An 18,774-nucleotide genomic window follows, 5' to 3' on the forward strand; every position below is an offset into this window, starting at 1 on the left:
CCGGCCGGGCCGGGCACCCCCCGGCCCGCCGCACCCCGGCCCGGCACCCCGGCACCCGGCACCACCACGCCGTCCGCGGGCAGCCCCACGCCCTCCGCCCCGCAGGCGCCGCCGCCGGCGGGCGCCACCGCGCTGATCCGCTCCACCGCCTCCGGCGGCCGGACGGTGGCCCTCACCTTCGACGACGGCCCGGGGCCCGCCACCGGCCAGATCCTCGACCTGCTGGCCCGCTACCACGCCCACGCGACCTTCTGCCAGATCGGCCCCAACGCCACCGCCTACGCCGCGACGGTGCGCCGGATCCTCGCCGAGGGCCACCGGCTGTGCGACCACACCGTGCACCACCCCCAGCCGATGCACACCCTGGCGCACGACCGGCAGGTGTCCGAGATAACCGCCGCCAAGGACATGATCACCGCGGCCGCGGGGCCGGGCGCCGAGGTCGGCTGGTTCCGGGCCCCGGGCGGCGACTTCACCGCCGAGAACGAGCAGATCGCCGCCGCGGCCGGCATGCGCTCGCTCAGCTGGTCGGTCGACCCGCGCGACTGGGCCCGGCCGGGCGTGGCCGCCATCGTCGCCAACGTCCAGCGCACCCTGCGGCCCGGCGGCGTGGTGCTGCTGCACGACGGCGGCGGCGACCGCAGCCAGACCGTGGCGGCCCTCGCCCAACTACTGCCCTGGCTCACCGCGCAGGGCTACCGCTTCGACTTCCCCGCCTCCTGACACCCTCCGGCCGGCCGGACGTCCGGGGCGCCGCGGACCGCCGGGCCGGCCTCAGCGCAGCGGCCAGCGCTGGTCGACCACCGCCCCCGGCTCCTTGCCCTGCCGCAGCCAGGCCTGCAGCCCCTCGGCCCAGGCCCGGTACCAGTCGATCTGGCGGTCGTGCAGCTGCTCCGGGGTCAGCTCCCCGGCCTGCGCCGGGTACCGCTCGCCGATCGCAACCGCGACCCGGACCGCGGCCAGCGCGTCGCTGCCCGCCTGGTGCGCGTCGGCCAGCTCGACCCCGTACACCTCGCAGACCCGCTGCAGGGTCCGGGAACCCTTGCGGTACTTGTCGACGGTGCGGTCGATCACCAGCGCGTCCAGCACCGGGCCGACCCGGCCGCCGAGGCGCTCGGCCAGGCCCGGGAGGCCGTACCGGCGCAACTCCGCGTCGAGCAGCGAGAGGTCGAACGGGGCGTTGAAGAGCACCACCGGCCGGCCGGCCGACAGCCGCTCGCACAGGGCGCGGGCGATCTCCTCCACCCCTTCGGCGGCCGGGCGGCCCCGGCCGCGCGCGTCGGCGTCGGCGATGCCGTGGACGGCCGTCGCCTCGGCGGGTATCGGCACGCCGGGGTCGAGCAGCCAGCCGGTGGCGGCCTCGGTGCGGCCGCCCAGCGTGTCCACCAGGGCGGCGCTGACGATCCGGGAGTGCTCCGGATCCGTGCCCGTGGTCTCCAGGTCGAAGCCGGTCAGTGGCCCCTTCCACCAGCTCATCTGGCACGTCCTTCCGTCTGTGCTGCCGTGACGGGCTCCATCATGGCCTGCACCTGTGACAGCCCGGCCGCCGGGCCGCCGTTCGCGGACGGACGGCGGCCCGGCGGCCGGGACGGCGGGACGGCGGGACGGCGGCGGTCAGCCGGCCAGCAGGCCGCGCCCGAGCCAGTCCTCCTCGTCCCGGACGCCCGGCAGCGCGAAGAAGTAGCCGCCGCCGGTGGGCACGGTGAAGGCGGCCAGCGGCTCGCCGTCGAGCCGGGTCTGCACGGCTTCGAACTGGCGGGCCACGTCCTGCTGGTAGCAGCAGAACAGCAGCCCGAGGTCGAGTCCGCCGGTGGCGTCGGCGCCGCGGTCGTAGTTGTAGCCGCGGCGCAGGATCCGGCTGTCGGCGCTCTCCCGGTTGCGCGGGTTGGCCAGCCTGATGTGCGCGTCCGGCGGGACCGGCGAGCCCTGCGGGGTGGTGGCGAAGTCCGGCTGGTCGGTCTCGGCGGCGCCGCCGAGCGGGGCGCCGCTGTCCTTGTGACGGCCGATGACGGCCTCCTGGGCGGCGAGCGGTAAGGCGTCCCAGGCCTCGGCGCGCATCCGGATCACCCGGATCACCTGGTAGCTGCCGCCGACCGCCCAGGCGGGCTCCCCGCTGCCCGGGCCGACCCAGACCAGCCGGTCCATCTCGCGGTCGGAGCCGGTGTCGGGGTTGGCGATGCCGTCCTTGAAGCCCATCAGGTTGCGCTGGGCGCCGTCCGGGCGGGAGGCGTTCTGGAAGCCGTCGATCCGCCAGCGCAGCTGCAGCCCGCCCGCGCTGTGCAGCAGCAGGTCGCGCAGCGCGTGCAGCACGGTGTCGCGGCTGTCCGCGCAGATCTGCAGCGAGAGGTCGCCGTGGGTGGCGCCGTCCTGCATCCGGTCGCCGGGGAAGGCCCGCATCGCGGTCAGCCGCACCGGCCGGGCGGCGGCCAGGCCGTACCGCTGGTCGAACAGCGAGGCGCCGACGCCGACCGTGACGGTGAGGCCGTCCGCCGGGACGAGTGGTCCGAGCATCCCGCTGTCCCCGGCCGGGTCGGGCGGCGGGCCGCCGGCCGTGAGGTAGCCGATCCGCCGGGTCAGGGTGCGCAGCAGCTGCTCGAGTGCGGCCCGGTCGGCGGCCTGGACGTTGCAGGCGACGAAGGTGGCGAAGGGCTGCGCCGGGGTGGTGACCCCGGCCTGGTGCGGCCCGAGGAAGGGGATCCGCCGGGCGGCCGGGGGCGGCTCGGCCGCGCCGGCGGTGGCCGCCGTGGCGGCGGTGACCGGCAGGGCGAGGGCGCCGGTGGCGAGGGCGGCGGTCCTCAGCAGGCTGCGGCGGTCCGGGCCGGCCTCGGCGGCGGGCTGACTGGTCATCGGGCGGGCTCCCTGGGTCACGGAGGTGCGGGCCGCGGCCGTCCAGGTCGGGGGGACGCGCCGCTCACCTGTTGGTATCCGTGGTGATCACCGGCGGCAACCCGCGCTGGGCCGCCTGGCGCAGGCCCGCAGCCGGGGCCGGTGCCGGTCGGCGCCCGCCCGAGGTCAGGAGACCGCCCTGGAGTCCGCCCAGACGCCCTCGAACTCCTCCCGGTAGACCTCCAGCAGGCCCGGCTCGGTGCCGCCCGGCTCCTGCCCGGCCCCGCCGCGCAGCACCAGGGCCGGCGACTCGATGCCGCGGGCCCGGCGCAGGTAGGGCTGGACCACGCCGTAGTCGGTGGAGCGGCGGCGGCCGCCGGGCCCGGCCGTGCGCGGGCCCTCGACCAGGTACGCGGTGAAGCGGGGCATCTCGTCGAAGACCCGGATCTCGAACCCGCCCTGGTCGCGCAGCCGGGCCCGGACCCGGCGCACGTGCATGATGTTCATCTCGATCGAGCGGGACAGCTCGCCCCGGCCGATGCCGAGCTCGCGCTCGCGGCGGCGGACGGCGCTGGAGGCGGGGTTGAGGAACAGCAGCCGGACCCGGCAGCCGTCGGTGGCGAGCCGGACCAGCCGCTTGCCGGTGTAGTTCTGGCAGAGCATGCCGAGCCCGATGCCCACCGCGTCCAGCCGGCGGGCGCCGTCCAGCAGATCCTCGACCGGCAGTTCGCGCTGCAGGCCGACCCGGTCGGCGTGGACCGCGACCACGTCCGCGTAGCGCCCGGCGACCAGCTCCTCGACCACGTCGGCGGGCACCCCGCCGTGGCCGCCGTCGAGCAGCGCGAGCAGCCGGGCGGCGGCGCGCTCGGTCTGGTCGAGCACGGTCTGCGACAGGCTGCGGTTGCGGGAGACCACGTGCCGGGCGACCTCCAGCTCGTCCAGCGCCAGTTCGACCTCGCGGCGGTCCACCAGGTACGGCTCGAAGCAGGGCCAGTGCTGCACCATCAGCTCGCGCAGCTGGGGCAGGGTGAGGAAGACCAGCGGGTCGTCGTCGGCCGGGTCGAGCAGGTAGCCCTTGCGGCGGCTGACCTCGCGGACGGCGGCGGCCCGGTGCACCCACTCCTCGCCGGCCGGTCCGGCCGCGGCGGTGACCCAGTCCTCGCCGTGGGCGGGCGCGTACAGCGGGCGCAGCACCACGTCGACCAGGGCGCGCATCTTCTGCTCGACCAGGTTGAGCCAGACGTAGGCCCGGCCGGCCAGCCGGACCCGACGGTAGGCGCTCTCCCACTCGCCGGCGGTCCAGGCCATCAGCGGGCCCTCGACCGGGCCGGCCTGGCCCGGGACGGTGGTGCGCGGGCCGCCGGAGGGCCGCATCACCAGGGTGGGCGCCTCGCTGCGCCGGGGGCCCTGCTCGGGCCCGCCCTGGCCGTCGGCGGGGAACCCCATGCGCCACCTCACCTCTCGGCCTTCCGCTCACCGGGGTGACGGGCCGTCCACTGACACGGTCTCAACCGTGGCGGCCCCGGGGGTGTCCTGGGCCGGCACGTGGTCCGGTGGGCGTGCCGGACGATCAAGGGTACTGCCCCGCTCACGCGGGGCGCAGCCCGTTGGCGGCACGACGATCCGATCAACTGACCGGTCACGCGAGTCGAAACACCGTCACTTTCGGCCAGCGGACACCCGTTCGGGCGAACAAGTGGTGAATGGGTTCGGTCTGCGGGCAGCCGTTGGGGAGTATGCGACATGTGCCGTGCGTCACGGTACGGACGGGTGGTACATGCCGCGGGGCTCCGCCGGGAACACCGGCTGTGGGCGCCAATGACCGTCCGCTACACGGAAGTTGAGGGAATATGCAGGTCTGGCCAGGGCAGCCGTACCCGCTCGGCGCCACCTACGACGGAGCCGGCACCAACTTCGCGGTGTTCTCCGAGAGCGCCGACCGGATCGAGCTGTGCCTGATCGCGGAGGACGGCTCGGAGACCGCCATCGAGCTGCGCGAGACGGACGCCTTCGTCCGGCACGCCTACCTGCCCGGCGTCCAGCCGGGCCAGCGGTACGGCTTCCGGGTGCACGGCCCGCACAACCCGGGCCTCGGCCAGCGGCACAACAGCGCCAAGCTGCTGCTGGACCCGTACGCCAAGGCGATGAGCGGGAACATCGACTGGGACGAGTCGGTGTACGGGTACCACTTCGGCGCCCCCGAGCGGCGCAACGACCTGGACTCCGCCCCGCACACCATGCACTCGGTGGTGATCAACCCGTACTTCGACTGGGGCACCGACCGGCCGCCGCGCACCGACTACCACCGCACCGTGCTCTACGAGGCCCACGTCAAGGGCCTGACCAAGCTGCACCCCGGCATCCCCGAGGAGATCCGCGGCAGTTACGCGGCGCTGGCCCACCCGGCGGTGATCGAGCACCTGGCCAAGCTGGGCGTCACCGCGATCGAGCTGATGCCGGTGCACCAGTTCGTCCGCGACCACCGGCTGCGCGACCTCGGCCTGTCCAACTACTGGGGCTACAACACCATCGGCTTCTTCGCCCCGCACTCCTCGTACTCCTCCACCGGGGACCGCGGGCAGCAGGTGCAGGAGTTCAAGTCGATGGTGAAGGCGCTGCACGCGGCCGGCATCGAGGTGATCCTCGACGTGGTCTACAACCACACCGCCGAGGGCAACCACCTGGGCCCGACGCTCTCCTTCCGCGGCCTGGACAACGTCTCGTACTACCGGCTCGCCAAGGACCAGCGGTTCTACGAGGACACCACCGGCACCGGCAACAGCCTGCTGATGCGCAGCCCGCACGTACTCCAGATGATCATGGATTCGCTGCGCTACTGGGTCACCGAGATGCACGTCGACGGCTTCCGCTTCGACCTCGCGGCCACCCTGGCACGGCAGTTCCACGAGGTCGACCGGCTGTCCTCGTTCTTCGACCTGGTCCAGCAGGACCCGGTGGTCTCCCAGGCCAAACTGATCGCCGAACCCTGGGACCTCGGCGAGGGCGGCTACCAGGTCGGCAACTTCCCGCCGCTGTGGACCGAGTGGAACGGCATGTACCGCGACACCGTCCGCGACCTGTGGCGCGGCGAGACCGCGACGCTGGCCGAGTTCGGCTCCCGGCTGACCGGCTCCTCCGACCTGTACCAGGACGACGGCCGCCGCCCGATCGCCTCCATCAACTTCGTCACCTGCCACGACGGCTTCACCCTGCGCGACCTGGTCTCGTACAACGACAAGCACAACGAGGCCAACCACGAGGACAGCCGGGACGGCGAGTCCTTCAACCGCTCCTGGAACTGCGGTGCCGAGGGCGACACCGAGGACCAGGCCGTGCTCGCGCTCAGAGCCCGCCAGCAGCGCAACTTCATCGCCACCCTGATGCTCTCCCAGGGCGTCCCGATGCTCTCGCACGGCGACGAGCTCGGCCGCACCCAGCAGGGCAACAACAACGCCTACTGCCAGGACAACGAGCTCACCTGGGTGCACTGGCCCGAGGGCCGCGGACCGCAGGCCGAGCTGCTGGAGTTCACCCAGGGCATGATCTGGCTGCGCCGCGACCACCCGGTGTTCCGCCGCCGCCGGTTCTTCCACGGCCGCCCGGTCTCCGGCACCCACGACGACCTGACCGACATCGCCTGGTTCACCCCCGCGGGCGAGGAGATGACCAAGCGGGACTGGTCCACCAGCTACGCCAAGTCGCTCACCGTCTTCCTCAACGGCAACGCCATCTCCGAGCCCGACCGGCGCGGCGGGAAGATCGTCGACGACTCCTTCCTGCTGCTCTTCAACGCCAGCTCCGAACAGCTGGAGTTCACCGTCCCGGCCGGCCACGGCGAGGCCTGGGTGGTGGTGGTCGACACCACCCTGCCGGTGCTGCCCGCCCCCGGCACCGGCACCCGGGTGAAAGCCGGCGACACCCTGTGGCTCGCCGACCGCTCCCTGCTGGTCCTCCAGCGGCCCGCCTGAGCCGCCCCACCACCGGCCCCGGCGCCCCCCGCCACCACCGCTGCACTGCGCCATTCGTACCAGGACGGAGGTAACCCGCCCGCCGCACGGGTAGGCATCACCGCATGACCTCAGCCGCCGCCCGACCGCCGACGGCCAGCTACCGGCTCCAGCTCCAGCCCGGCTTCACCCTGCACGACGCCGAGCGCGCGGTGCCCTACCTGGCCGCCCTCGGCGTCTCGCACCTGCACCTGTCGCCGCTGCTGGAAGCCGTCCCCGGCTCCACCCACGGCTACGACACCGTCGACCACACCCGGATCAGCGAGCAGCTCGGCGGCGAGCCGGCGCTGCGCGCGCTGGCCGCCGAGGCCCGCCGGCACGGCCTCGGCCTGATCGCCGACGTGGTCCCCAACCACATGGCGCTGCCCGTCCCCGAGCAGCTCAACCGCCCGCTGTGGGAGGTCCTGCGCGACGGCCCCGACTCGCCGTACGCGCCCTGGTTCGACATCGACTGGACCGCCCAGCCCGGCCCCGAGGACGCGCCCGGACGCGGCCGGCTGCTGCTGCCGCTGCTCGGCGACCGGCTCGGCGCAGTACTCGACCAGCTCACCGTCGACGGCGACGTGCTGCGCTACCACGACCACGCCTTCCCGCTGCGGCCCGGCACCGGGGCACTGCCGCTGGAGCGGCTGCTGGCCCGCCAGTGGTACCGGCTGGCCTGGTGGCGGCTGTCCTCCGAGGAGCTGAACTACCGGCGGTTCTTCACCGTCAACGAGCTGATCGCGGTCCGGGTCGAGGTCCCGGAGGTCTTCGAGGCCACCCACCGCACCCTGCTGCGGCTGCACGCCGAAGGGGTGCTGGACGGCTTCCGGATCGACCACCCCGACGGCCTCGCCGACCCGCGCGGCTACCTGCGGCAGCTCGCCGCGGCCACCGGCGGCGCGTACACCGTGGTGGAGAAGATCCTCACCGGTGAGGAGCGGCTGCCCGCCGACTGGCCGTGCGCCGGCACCACCGGGTACGACGCGCTGCGCCGGATCGACGGCGTGCTGACCGACCACGCGGGCGCCGAGCGGCTGGTCACCGCGTACCAGCGGGACGTCGCCGACCGGACCGGCGCCGCCGAGGCGGGCCGGCTGGCCCGCGCCGAGCTGACCGCCCCCGACGGCGAGCTGGCCGCCGAGGTGGAGCGCGCCGTCCGGCTCGCCGCACGGATCTGCGCCGCCGAACCGGCGCTCGCCGACCACGGCGCGGGCGAGCTGCGGCACGCGCTGCGGGCGCTGCTCACCGAGTACCCGGTGTACCGGCCGTACGTGGTGCCGGGCGAGAGCGCCCCGGCGGAGGCGGTCGCGGAGTTCGACACCGTCTTCGAGGCGCTGCGCGAGGCCGGCGAGGAGCCCGGGCCCACCGTCGCCCTGGTCCGCGACCTGGCGCTCGGGCGGCTCGGGCGCAGCCCCGCGAAGGACGAGTTCTGCGCCCGGTTCGGGCAGACCGCGTCGGCGGTGGCCGCCAAGGGCGTCGAGGACACCGCGTTCTACCGCTGGACCGCGCTGCTCGCCCTGAACGAGGTCGGCGGCGACCCCGGCCGCCCGGGGGTGCGCCCGGCCGACTTCCACCGCTGGTGCGCCGAGCTGGAGCAGCACCGGCCGTCCGCCATGACGGCGCTGTCCACCCACGACACCAAGCGCAGCGCGGACGCCCGGGCCCGGCTGGCGGTGCTCACCGAGCTGCCCGAGCTGTGGGCGGCCGAGTGCGCGGCCTGGACCACGGCCGCGGGGCCGTGCCCGGACCGCCCCACGGCCTGGCTGCTCTGGCAGACCCTGGTCGCTGCCTGGCCGATCGGCCCCGAACGGCTGGTCAGCACCCTGCTGAAGTCGGCCCGCGAGGCCAAGGTGCACACCTCCTGGACGGCCCCCGACGAGCGGTTCGAACGGCGGCTGACCGAGTACGCCCGGGGCGTGCTCGGCAACATCGGGCTCTGCCCGCGGATCGACGGCCTGGTCCAGCTGCTGGCGCCGTTCGCCCGCAGCAACAGCCTCTCCGCGGCGCTGCTGCAGCTGGCCGCGCCCGGGGTGCCCGACCTCTACCAGGGCAGCGAGGAGCCGCTGTACACCCTGGTCGACCCGGACAACCGGGCGCCGGTGGACCTCGGCGCGCTCGCCGTCCGGCTGACCGACTCACCGGCCGACCGACCCGGCGACCTCGCCCGGGAGAAGCTGCACCTGACCACCACCGCACTGCACCTGCGCCGTACCCACCCGTTCGGCTCGTACCGCCCGCTGGCCGCGACCGGCCCGGCCGCCGAGCACCTGCTCGCCTTCGGCCGCGGCGAGGACGTGCTGGCGCTGGCCACCCGGCTGCCGTACGGGCTGCACCGGCGCGGCGGCTGGGCGGACACCGCGCTGGCCCTGCCGCCGGGGTCGTGGACCGACGAGCTGACCGGGCGCCACTTCCCGGGCGGCCCGGCGCGCGTCGCCGATCTGCTGGAACACCTCCCGGTCGCGCTGCTGACGCCGGGGCCGCGGCCGTGACGGGGGTGCGGCGGTACGAGGTGTGGGCGCCGGCCGCCGGCCGGGTCGAGGTGGAGGTGGCGGGTGCGGCGCACCCGCTGCAGCCGGACGGCGGGCGGCCCGGCTGGTGGCACGGCCAGGCGCCGGCCGGGGACTACGGCTTCCGCCTCGACGGCGGTCCGGCGCTGCCCGACCCGCGTTCGCCGCGCCAGCCGTACGGGCCCGACGGCCCCAGCCGGGCCGTCGACCACACCGCCTTCGCCTGGTCGGACACCGCGTGGTCGGGCCGGGCGCTGCCCGGGGCGGTGCTGTACGAGCTGCACGTGGGGACCTTCACCCCGGCGGGGACCTTCGACGCGGCCGCCGAGCGGCTCGGCCACCTGGTCGAGCTGGGGGTGGACCTGGTCGAGCTGATGCCGGTCTGCCCGTTCCCCGGCCGGTACGGGTGGGGCTACGACGGGGTGTCGCTGTGGGCGGTGCACGAGCCGTACGGCGGCCCGGACGGGCTGAAGCGGTTCGTCGACGCAGCGCACCGGCACGGGCTCGGCGTGGTGCTGGACGTGGTCCACAACCACCTCGGGCCGTCCGGCAACTACCTGCCCGCCTTCGGCCCGTACTTCACCGAGCGGCACCACACTCCGTGGGGCGCCGCCGTCAACCTGGACGCGCCGGGCTCCGACGAGGTCCGCGACTACCTGATCGGCAGCGCGCTGGCCTGGCTGCGGGACTACCGGATCGACGGGCTGCGGCTGGACGCCGTGCACGCCCTGGCGGACGACCGGGCGCTGCCGTTCCTGGAGGAACTCGCCGGCGAGGTCGACCGGTTGGCGGCGGCGACCGGCCGCCCGCTGTTCCTGGTCGGCGAGTCCGACCTGAACGACCCGCGGACCACCGGCCCGCGCCAGGCCGGCGGTCTCGGGCTGACCGCGCAGTGGAGCGACGACTTCCACCACGCCCTGCACACCCTGCTGACCGGCGAATCCCAGGGCTACTACGGCGACTTCGCCGAGGACCCGTACGCGGCCGTGGCCAAGACGCTGACCCGTGGGTTCTTCCACGACGGCACCCGGTCGACGTTCCGCGGGCGCCGGCACGGCCGCCCGTTCCCCACCGGGTACGGGCACCGGCTGCTCGGCTACCTGCAGACCCACGACCAGGTCGGCAACCGGGCCACCGGGGACCGGCTGTCCGCCTCGCTGCCGCAGGGGCGTCTCGCGGCGGGGGCGGCGCTGGTGCTGACCTCGCCGTTCACGCCGATGCTCTTCATGGGCGAGGAGTGGGGCGCGGCCACCCCCTGGCAGTACTTCACCGACCACACCGACCCGGGGCTCGCCGAGGCCGTCCGGCAGGGCCGGCGGCGGGAGTTCGCGGAACACGGCTGGGCCGCGGAGGACGTCCCCGATCCGCAGGCCCGCTCCACCGTCCTCGGCTCCACCCTGGACTGGTCCGAGCCCGCTCTCCCCCGGCACGCCCGCCTCCTCGACTGGTACCGGCAGCTGATCCGGCTGCGGCGCGCCGCCCCCGAGCTGATGGACCCGGACCTCGCGGCGGTCCGGGTCGACCACGACCGCGCGGAAGGAGTGCTGGTGGTGCGGCGCGGCCCGTACCGCGTCGCCGTGCGGATCGGCGGCACCGGGACCACCGCCGTCCCCCTCGACGCCCCCTACGCACGGACCCTCGCCGCCTTCGGCGAGGCCCGGCCCGGCGGCGATGGAACACTGGTGCTCGGCCCCGACTCGACGGCGGTGATCCACGTCGGCTGAGGTACCCCCTCCCGGCGCGCCCCCACAGGGGCGCGGGGAACTGCGCGGAACGGGAACACCACCCACCTCACGACGGCAACGGCGGGAACGGCCCCGCCCGAAGCCCCGTGCCTCACGCCGTGCGGCCGTGGTCCAGGAAGTCGGTGATCCGCCGCCGCAGGCCCGCCGCGTCGAGGCCGTACGCGGCCAGGTGCTCGGGGATGGTGCCGTAGTGGCGGTGCTCCTCGCGGGGAACGCCGAGGGCGAGGACGCGGTGCGGGAGGTGGGCGAGCGCGTCGTGGGCCGCGTTGGCGGAGGTGCCCGCCAGGTAGGGCTCGACCAGGACCACGTCGGCGACGCCGCCGAGGGCGGCCCGCAGGCCCGCCGCGTCGAACGGCCGCACGGTGGCGGCGTACAGCACCGTGACGTCCAGCCCCTCGGTGGCCATCAGGACCGCGTCCAGCATCGGCCCGACCGCCAGCACGACCGGCCCGTTGCCCTGCCGGACCGTCAGGAAGCGCCCGGGCTCGACCGGCAGGGCGTACGCGTTGCTGTGCACGGACAGCCGCACGTACTGGAGGCTGTCGCCGGCCGCCGCGGCGTGCCGCAGCAGCGCCTCGGCCTCGTCCGGGTGGCCGGGGACGTGGACGTTCCAGCCGGGCAGGGTGTCGAGCAGGGCGACGTCCCCGGGTGCCATGTGGGTGCGCCCGCCGGCCGGCCAGTCGTACGATCCGGAGGCGCTCACCAGGACCGCGCCGACGCCCTGGTGGCCGAGGTCGAGCTTGACCTGTTCGAAGGGGCGCTCGACCAGGAAGCTGGCGAAGGTGTGCGCGACCGGCCGCAGGCCCGCCAGCGCCAGCCCGCCGGCCGCGCCGATCAGCAGCTGCTCGCGGATGCCGACGTTGATCACGCGGTGGGGGTGCCGGACCGCGGCGTCCGCGAAGCCGGCCGCGCTGATGTCCGCGAGCACCACGGCCAGCCGGGGGTCGGTGTCGAGCAGGCCGGCGGTGATGTCGATGAAGCGGTCTCGCATGGTCTCGACGGTGTCCATCTGGGTTCCTCTGCGGTGGTGGCGGGAGCGGTGGGACGGGAGCGGCGGGCGGGGCGGCTGGGCGGGCGGGGCGTTCAGGCGTTCTTGGGCTCGACGCGGGCGATCACCGCGTGCGGGCGGCCCGGGTGCGGGGCGGTGAACGCGCGGTACAGGGCTTCGTGGTCGCGCCCGTCGACGGTCTCGGCCGACCAGCCCTCGGCCTCGAACCGGGCGGCGATGCCGCCGCGCCAGCCGTGCGTGGCGGAGGCGTTGTCGATGACGACGGTGTGCAGCCGCTCCAGCCCGGCCGCACCGGCGTAGGCCACCGCCTCGTGGTTGCTGCCCTCGTCGAACTCGGCGTCGCCGAGCAGCACCCACACCGCCGGGTCGGTCAGCCCCCGGGCCCGCAGCCCGAGTGCGGTGCCGACGGCGAGCGGCAGCCCGTGGCCGAGCGAGCCGGAACCGATCTCGGCGCCCGGGACGAGCAGCCGGTCCGGGTGGTGGCCGAGCGGGGAGTCGTAGGTGCCGAAGCCGGTCAGCAGGTCGGCCGGCAGGAAGCCCTTGGCCGCCAGCACGGCGTAGTAGGCCATCGGGCCGTGGCCCTTGGAGAGCAGGAACCTGTCCCGGTCGGGGGCGTCGACGGTGTCCGGGGAGACCCGCAGGACCCGGTCGTAGAGCACCCACAGGACGTCGAGGGTGGAGGTGGCGGCCGCGCCGTGCTTCTCGGCGCCGGTCATCAGGGAGAGCAGGTCGGGCAGGTCGGCGAACCCGTAGGAGGCCGCGGACTGCCGCTCGGTGGTGGCTGCGGTGGTCATGGCAAGATCCTGCAACTTGAAGTGAGCTTCAGGTCAAGCGGCTATCCTCGGCAGCCATGGGACCCTCCCGGCACGACCTCCTGACCATCGGCCAGCTCGCCGACCGCAGCGGCCTGGCCGCCTCCGCGCTGCGCTACTACGAGCGGATGGGCCTGATCCACTCCGAGCGCACCACCGGCAACCAGCGCCGGTTCGCCCGCGCCACGCTGCGCCGGGTGGCGTTCGTCCGGGCCGCCCAGCAGGTCGGACTGTCACTGGAGGAGGTCAGGACGGCGCTGGACCGGCTGCCGGTCGACCGGGCCCCCAACCACGAGGAGTGGAACGGCGTCGCCCGGACCTGGCAGGGCCGGATCGACCAGCAGATCGCCGAACTGGAGCTGATGAAGCGCAAGCTGACCGGCTGCATCGGCTGCGGCTGCCTGTCACTGACCCGCTGCGCGCTCTACAACGCCCACGACCGGGCCGGCCTGGCCGGCAGCGGCGCGCGCTACCTGCGCACCGGGGACCCGGAGGCCGGCCCCGAGCCGCTGCCGGAGAACGGCTGACCGGCGGCCGGGCGGCGGCTCTCCGCGGATGCCGGCCGGACCCAGTTGCCCGTTGTGCCCCGGCAACCCCGCCGGTCCCGTCTATGCTGCCTGCGACAGCACGAGCGCAACGGGGGAAATCCGATGACCGACCATCAGGACGTCTCGCTGGACTGGATGTCGGGCGAGGACGAGGAGCCGCACGTGCCGGTCGACCTGCGTCCCGACGTGCCGCACCCGGCCCGGATGTACGACTACTACCTGGGCGGCAAGGACAACTTCCCGGCCGACCGGGAGGCCGCCGAGCAGGTCGTCTCGCTGGGCCCGCTGGTCCGGATCAGCGCCCGTGCCAACCGCGCCTTCCTGCAGCGCGCGGTGCGGCACCTCGCCGAGCAGGGCATCACCCAGTTCCTGGACATCGGCACCGGCATACCCACCGCGGGCAACACCCACGAGGTCGCCCAGGAGATCCTGCCGCAGGCCCGGGTCGCGTACGTGGACAACGACCCGATAGTGCTGGTCCACGGCCGGGCCCTGCTGGCCGGCTCGGCGGGCGGCAGCGTCAGCGTGGTCCAGGGCGACCTGCGCGACCCGAAGGCGATCCTGGCCGACCCGGCGGTCCGGGCGGTCATCGACTTCGACCGGCCGGTCGGCCTGCTGCTCTTCGCCGTCCTGCACTTCATCGACGACGCGGACGACCCGTACGGCATCGTGCGCACCCTGCTGGACGCCCTGCCGGCCGGCAGCCACCTCGCGCTCTCGCACGCCACTGGCGACTTCACCACCCCGGAGCAGGCCGCGAAGGGCCCGGCGGTCTACCGGGCCGCCACCGCCCAGCTCAGCATGCGCAGCCGGGAGCAGGTGGCACGGTTCTTCGAGGGACTGGAGCTCGCCGAGCCGGGCCTGGTCACGGCCCCGCAGTGGCGGCCCGACCAGGAGCCCGAGCCGACCGACCACGAGGTGGCGATCTGGGCGGCGGTCGGCCGCAAGGCGTAGTCCGCGGGAGCCGGGCGCGGGCCGGGCGCGGGACCGGTGGACGGGGACCTGGGAGAATCGCGGGCATGTCCCACATCTCCCTCACCGCCCTGCTGGTCCGCGACTACGACGAGGCCATCGCGTTCTACGTCGGCTCCCTCGGCTTCGAGCTGCGCGAGGACACCCCGCGCGGCGCAGGCAAGCGCTGGGTGGTGGTCGCCCCGCGCGGCTCGCGCGAGTCCGGCCTGCTCCTCGCCCGGGCCGACGGCCCCGGGCAGGAGGCCCGGATCGGCGACCAGACCGGCGGCCGGGGCGGCCACTTCCTGATCACCGACGACTTCGAGGCCGACCACGGCCGGATGACCGCCGCCGGGGTCCGTTTCCTCGAGGAGCCGCGGTACGAGCCGTACGGCACGGTCGCGGTCTTCGAGGACCTGTACGGCAACCGCTGGGACCTGCTCCAGCCGAAGGACTGAGCCCCGAGGGCGCGCTTGCGAAGTCGCGTCGGACGGACCCGGCGGGACCTTGCAAAGGCGCCCCCGCGCCGCGGGCCGCACCTGCGATCCCCCCGGCCCGGGGGCGTGTCTCGTGCACCAGGTGGCTCCGCGGCCGGCGGAGCCGTCGGAGGCGGCCGGTAGGGTCCTGCGGACACCGCCGCACCCGCCGGAGGACAGCCGTGCCCGCGCTCCACGACTCCGGACCGGTCCCGCACAGTCCTGCACCGGCGCCGACCATCAGGCGCTACGACCGACGCGGGCCGGCCACGGGCTCGGTCGCCGCGGCGGTGGCGGTGCGGCCGGATCGGCCCCACCGGGTCTCGGGGCGGGCCAGGAGGAGGGCGAAGCCGAGGGCGGCGGCGAGGAGGTGGCCGATGGCGGTGAAGTCCGGAAGCGGCTCGGACCAGTCGACGCCGCCGAGCGGCCAGGCGAGGACGAAGGCCGCCCACGGCAGCCGGGCCCAGCGCGGCAGGCCGGCGGTGCAGGCGGCCAGCACGGTCTGGGCGCCGTAGCTGATGCCGAAGTCGAGGGTGTTCCGGACGCTGTCGTCGTACCAGCCCTGCCGGAGCGCGAGGATGATGACCACGGCGGTGAGCAGCGTCGCGCCGATGTGGCCGGCCAGGAAGACCCCGAACGCGCGGAGCGCTCCCCAGCGCCGTTCCGCGCGGGCGAGGAAGCAGCAGACGCCGAGGCCCAGGGTGATGAAGGTGGCCGGGAACTCCAGCGAGGCGACGTCCGTCAGGGTGCCGTCGAAGAACAGCGTGCTGCCGATCAGGGCCTGGACCGGGTGGTCGGTGAGGTTGGTCAGGTTGGTGCTGATGTGGCGCAGGAGGGACGAGGCGCGGTCGGCCGGCAGCCCGTAGCTGACCCAGGCATGGGTGGCCAGCAGCATGCAGACGTACCCGAAGGTCACCGGTGAGCGCTTCGGGTAGGCCAGGACGGCGTGCAGCGGGCGGCGGGGTGCCACTGGATGGCTCCGATCTGGGCATCGGTCTCCGCGGGGGGGAACCCGACTGCCCTTGGTGCGAGGGACGGTGACGGGGCGCCCGGTCCGGGGCCGACCGGCGTGGGGGCCGGGGCCGGGCTCGGGCTGCGGCGATGCCACCGGCCGGGTACCCGGCGTTCTCCCGGGGCCGGGAGTGCTCGCCCGTGATCTGATCATGGCATGTGACGGTCATACCTTGACCAAAACCGGCACCGATGTCACATCATCGTCAGAATTATGATCCTTGCACCCCGTCCGCCCCCGCCGCTCCCGCAGCCCCCGCCTCCGCCCCGGCCGCGTCGAGCAGTTCGGCGAGGCGGGCGGCCGGGCTCCCGGGTGCCAGCACCGGATGGACCAGTTCGGTGCGGTGCACCAGCCGTGGCGAGCGCAGTGGCACCCCCGACACCCCGGGCACGCCCCGCAGGACGGCGGCCGGGAGCAGCGCGAGGCCGTGGCCGGCGGCCACCAGGGCGAGCAGGCCGCGCAGTTCGCCGCCCTCGTACCGGGCGGCCGGGCGGAACCCGTCGGCGCCGACCGCCGTCCGCAGCCGGTCCAGTGGCACGGCGGTCTCCGGCGCGTCCAGCCATCGGGCGTCGGCGAGGCCGGACAGGGCGAGGTGCGTGCGGCCGGCCAGCGGGTGTCCGGCGGGCAGGGCCACGGCCAGCGGTTCCTCGGCGACGGCCCGGGTGAGCAGCGGGCCGACGTCCGGGTGGCCGAGCGGGTCGCTGGGGGCGGCCACGCCGTCCACCAGGCCGAGGTCGGCCGTTCCGGTGGCGACCTCGGCGGGTACGGCCGCGCGCGGCAGCTGGCGCAGGGTCAGGTCGAGCCGCGGGTGGGAGCCGCGGACCTCGGCCAGCGCCCGGGCCAGCCGGTCGGTGACGGCGCACGCCGACGCGGCGACCACCAGCCGGGCGGGCCGGGCCCCGGCCAGCCGCCGGATGTCCGCGCGGGCGGCGTCCAGCCGCAGCAGCAGTGGGGCCGCGTGTTCCAGCAGCCGCTCCCCCGCCTCGGTCGGCCGGACCGGGCGGCGCTCCAGCAGCACCGCTCCGAGGTCCGTCTCCAGGGCCGCCACCTGCTGGGAGACCGCGGACTGGGTGTACCCGAGTTCGCGGGCCGCGGCCGAGAAGGAGGCCAGCCGGACGACGACGGTGAAGGTGCGCAGGAAGACCGGGTCCATGAGCCCCATTGTGCGGGCCCGGACGGCGGCCGCCGGTCGGCATCGTCCATCAGTGGAGCTGATCGGACGGTCACGGATGATCGTTGGCGCTGATGCCGCCCGGCGCCCCAGGATGGCCGTATGACCGAGCACACCACGACCGACCGCACCACGACCGAACAGGCCACCACCGAACCGGCCATCACCGGCCCCGCCACCGCCTACCGCACCCCGCGGCTCGCCCTGGTCGGCGACCGCTCCGCCGGTGTCCGTTCGCACGCCCGCATCCCCGGCCTGCTGGACGCCCTCGCCCGGCGCGACCAACTGCCGCTCGACGCCTACTGGATCCCCACCGAGGAGGCCGCCGAGCCGGACGCGGTGGCCGGCTTCGACGCCGTCTGGCTGGTGCCGGGCAGCCCGTACCGCAGTGAGGCGGGAGCGGTGGCGGCGGCCCGCACGGCGCGCGAGCGGGCCATCCCGTTCCTCGGCACCTGCGGGGGCTTCCAGCACGCGGTGCTGGAGTTCGCGCGGACGGTCTGCGGCCTGGCCGGGGCGGCGCACGCCGAGAACGATCCGGGCGCGGCGGACCCGCTGATCGAGCCGCTGGCCTGCTCCCTGGTCGGCCACGAGGGTGTGGTCACGCTCGACCCCGGCTCGCTGGCCGCCCGACTGCTGGGGGCGCAGCGCACGGTCGAGCGCTACCACTGCTCGTACGGGCCGAGCGGCCCGAAGCTGGCGGCGCTCCAGGCGCACGGGATGCGGTTCAGCGGGCGGGACGAGGCGGGCGAGGTGCGGATCGCGGAGCTGCCCGGGCACCCGTTCTACCTGGCCACGCTCTTCCAGCCGGAGCTGGCGGGCGACGGCACGGCCGTGCACCCGCTGATCCGGGGGCTGGCCGCGGCGGCCGGGCGGCGGGCGGCGGCGCCTCAGCCCGCCTGACGCTCCTTCAGCCGCTGCCAGACCTCCTGCACCCGGGGGGCGAGGTCGGCCAGCGGGCCACTGTTGTCGATCACCAGGTCGGCGACGGCGAGCCGGGCCTCCCGGGTCGCCTGGGCGGCCATCCGGGCCCGGGCCTCGTCCTCGGCCATGCCGCGCAGCCGGACCAGCCGGTCCAGCCGGATGTCGTCCGGGACGTCGATCACCACGACCAGGTCGTAGAGCGGGGCGAGGCCGTTCTCGGCGAGCAGCGGCACGTCGTGCACCACCACGTCGCCCGGCCCGGCGGCGGCCTCCAGTTCGGCGGACCGGGCCCGTACCCGGGGGTGGACGATCGCGTTCAGTGCGGCCAGCCGGTCCGGGTCGGCGAACACGATCCGGCCCAGCGCGGGGCGGTCCAGCGAACCGTCGGCCAGCAGCACGCCGGTGCCGAACTCGGCCACCACGGCCCGCAGGCCGTCGGTGCCGGGGGCCACTGCCTCGCGGGCGATCAGGTCCGAGTCGACGATCACCGCGCCGAGCTCGGCGAGCTGTCGCGACACCTCGCTCTTGCCCGCACCGATCCCGCCCGTCAGTCCGATCCTCACCATGCCGACCAGGCTACCGCCGGCCCGCCCGGGGCCCGGCGGCGGCCCGGGCGGCAGCCCCGCCACGGCCCGGCGGCGAAGCCGGGACGAGGCGGCGGCGGTCCGCCGTCCGGCGGGTGCGGGATAACTCCGGCCGAACATCCGGCGGACATCGGGCGAACTCTGCGGCCGTCCACCCCGCAGTCCCGGGCCGGGGGCGTTCCGATGGCCCGTCAGTCCGGTTAGGGTGCCGGGCAGGCCCCCA

16 protein-coding genes are annotated in these 18,774 nt (G+C 75.3%); 8 read left to right on the forward strand and 8 right to left on the reverse strand.

Going from position 1 to position 18,774, the window contains the following annotated elements; genetic code table 11:
• Window positions 1-723 (forward strand): polysaccharide deacetylase family protein (locus tag AA75_RS07990; RefSeq protein ID WP_233288960.1); only part of this gene is annotated, 723 nt, incomplete at its 5' end.
• Window positions 724-774: 51 nt separating this feature from the next.
• On the opposite strand, the gene AA75_RS07995 is transcribed toward AA75_RS07990, so the two are convergent.
• From AA75_RS07995 to AA75_RS08005, 3 genes are all read right to left on the reverse strand, one after another.
• On the reverse strand, window positions 775-1,476 hold the full coding sequence (locus AA75_RS07995; protein ID WP_033819114.1) for an exonuclease domain-containing protein: 702 nt from the start codon (window positions 1,474-1,476) through the stop codon (window positions 775-777).
• Between the two features lie 138 nt (window positions 1,477-1,614).
• A complete protein-coding gene (gene efeB, locus AA75_RS08000) occupies window positions 1,615-2,847 on the reverse strand; it encodes an iron uptake transporter deferrochelatase/peroxidase subunit (RefSeq protein WP_033819115.1) in 1,233 nt (410 codons plus the stop codon).
• 165 nt (window positions 2,848-3,012) lie between these two features.
• The gene (locus AA75_RS08005; RefSeq protein ID WP_233288961.1) at window positions 3,013-4,134 is read right to left on the reverse strand and encodes an SAV2148 family HEPN domain-containing protein; all 1,122 of its coding nucleotides are present in this window, start codon (window positions 4,132-4,134) and stop codon (window positions 3,013-3,015) included.
• Window positions 4,135-4,676: 542 nt separating this feature from the next.
• Between AA75_RS08005 and glgX the strand changes: the two genes are divergently transcribed.
• The 3 genes from glgX to treZ all read left to right on the forward strand — a co-directional run bounded on the left by glgX (window position 4,677) and on the right by treZ (window position 11,046).
• The gene (gene glgX / locus AA75_RS08010; protein ID WP_033819117.1) at window positions 4,677-6,794 is read left to right on the forward strand and encodes a glycogen debranching protein GlgX; all 2,118 of its coding nucleotides are present in this window, start codon (window positions 4,677-4,679) and stop codon (window positions 6,792-6,794) included.
• Window positions 6,795-6,898: 104 nt separating this feature from the next.
• A complete protein-coding gene (treY, locus tag AA75_RS08015) occupies window positions 6,899-9,304 on the forward strand; it encodes a malto-oligosyltrehalose synthase (RefSeq protein WP_033819118.1) in 2,406 nt (801 codons plus the stop codon).
• Window positions 9,305-9,309: 5 nt separating this feature from the next.
• Window positions 9,310-11,046: a malto-oligosyltrehalose trehalohydrolase gene (gene treZ, locus AA75_RS08020; RefSeq protein ID WP_033819119.1), complete on the forward strand. Its 1,737-nt coding sequence runs from the start codon at window positions 9,310-9,312 to the stop codon at window positions 11,044-11,046.
• Window positions 11,047-11,158: 112 nt separating this feature from the next.
• Here treZ and AA75_RS08025 read toward each other — a convergent pair whose 3' ends face one another.
• Window positions 11,159-12,076 (reverse strand): transketolase family protein, encoded by a 918-nt coding sequence (locus AA75_RS08025; protein ID WP_033819120.1) that lies wholly within the window; start codon window positions 12,074-12,076, stop codon window positions 11,159-11,161.
• Between the two features lie 74 nt (window positions 12,077-12,150).
• The gene (locus tag AA75_RS08030) at window positions 12,151-12,870 is read right to left on the reverse strand and encodes a transketolase (RefSeq protein ID WP_033819121.1); all 720 of its coding nucleotides are present in this window, start codon (window positions 12,868-12,870) and stop codon (window positions 12,151-12,153) included.
• Window positions 12,871-12,926: 56 nt separating this feature from the next.
• Between AA75_RS08030 and soxR the strand changes: the two genes are divergently transcribed.
• The 3 genes from soxR (at window position 12,927) to AA75_RS08045 (ending at window position 14,845) form a co-directional block, all read left to right on the forward strand.
• The gene (gene soxR, locus AA75_RS08035) at window positions 12,927-13,415 is read left to right on the forward strand and encodes a redox-sensitive transcriptional activator SoxR (RefSeq protein ID WP_033819122.1); all 489 of its coding nucleotides are present in this window, start codon (window positions 12,927-12,929) and stop codon (window positions 13,413-13,415) included.
• A gap of 123 nt (window positions 13,416-13,538) precedes the next feature.
• Entirely contained in the window at window positions 13,539-14,390 is an 852-nt protein-coding gene (locus tag AA75_RS08040) for an SAM-dependent methyltransferase (protein ID WP_082526335.1), read from the forward strand.
• 65 nt (window positions 14,391-14,455) lie between these two features.
• A complete protein-coding gene (locus AA75_RS08045) occupies window positions 14,456-14,845 on the forward strand; it encodes a VOC family protein (protein WP_033819123.1) in 390 nt (129 codons plus the stop codon).
• 265 nt (window positions 14,846-15,110) lie between these two features.
• Here AA75_RS08045 and AA75_RS08050 read toward each other — a convergent pair whose 3' ends face one another.
• Together AA75_RS08050 and AA75_RS08055 are read right to left on the reverse strand one after the other, a co-directional pair.
• On the reverse strand, window positions 15,111-15,833 hold the full coding sequence (locus AA75_RS08050; RefSeq protein WP_051811995.1) for a rhomboid-like protein: 723 nt from the start codon (window positions 15,831-15,833) through the stop codon (window positions 15,111-15,113).
• Window positions 15,834-16,086: 253 nt separating this feature from the next.
• Window positions 16,087-17,028: a LysR family transcriptional regulator gene (locus AA75_RS08055; protein WP_033819133.1), complete on the reverse strand. Its 942-nt coding sequence runs from the start codon at window positions 17,026-17,028 to the stop codon at window positions 16,087-16,089.
• Between the two features lie 120 nt (window positions 17,029-17,148).
• Here AA75_RS08055 and AA75_RS08060 point away from each other — a divergent pair, with 120 nt between their 5' ends.
• Window positions 17,149-17,946 (forward strand): hypothetical protein, encoded by a 798-nt coding sequence (locus AA75_RS08060; protein ID WP_082526336.1) that lies wholly within the window; start codon window positions 17,149-17,151, stop codon window positions 17,944-17,946.
• Here the strand turns inward: AA75_RS08060 and coaE are convergent.
• Window positions 17,934-18,533 (reverse strand): dephospho-CoA kinase, encoded by a 600-nt coding sequence (gene coaE, locus AA75_RS08065; RefSeq protein WP_033819135.1) that lies wholly within the window; start codon window positions 18,531-18,533, stop codon window positions 17,934-17,936. The genes AA75_RS08060 and coaE overlap by 13 nt on opposite strands.
• Between the last annotated feature and the right edge of the window lie 241 nt (window positions 18,534-18,774).

The organism is Kitasatospora sp. MBT63, assembly GCF_000710465.2.
In the GTDB taxonomy this organism is placed as follows: domain Bacteria; phylum Actinomycetota; class Actinomycetes; order Streptomycetales; family Streptomycetaceae; genus Kitasatospora.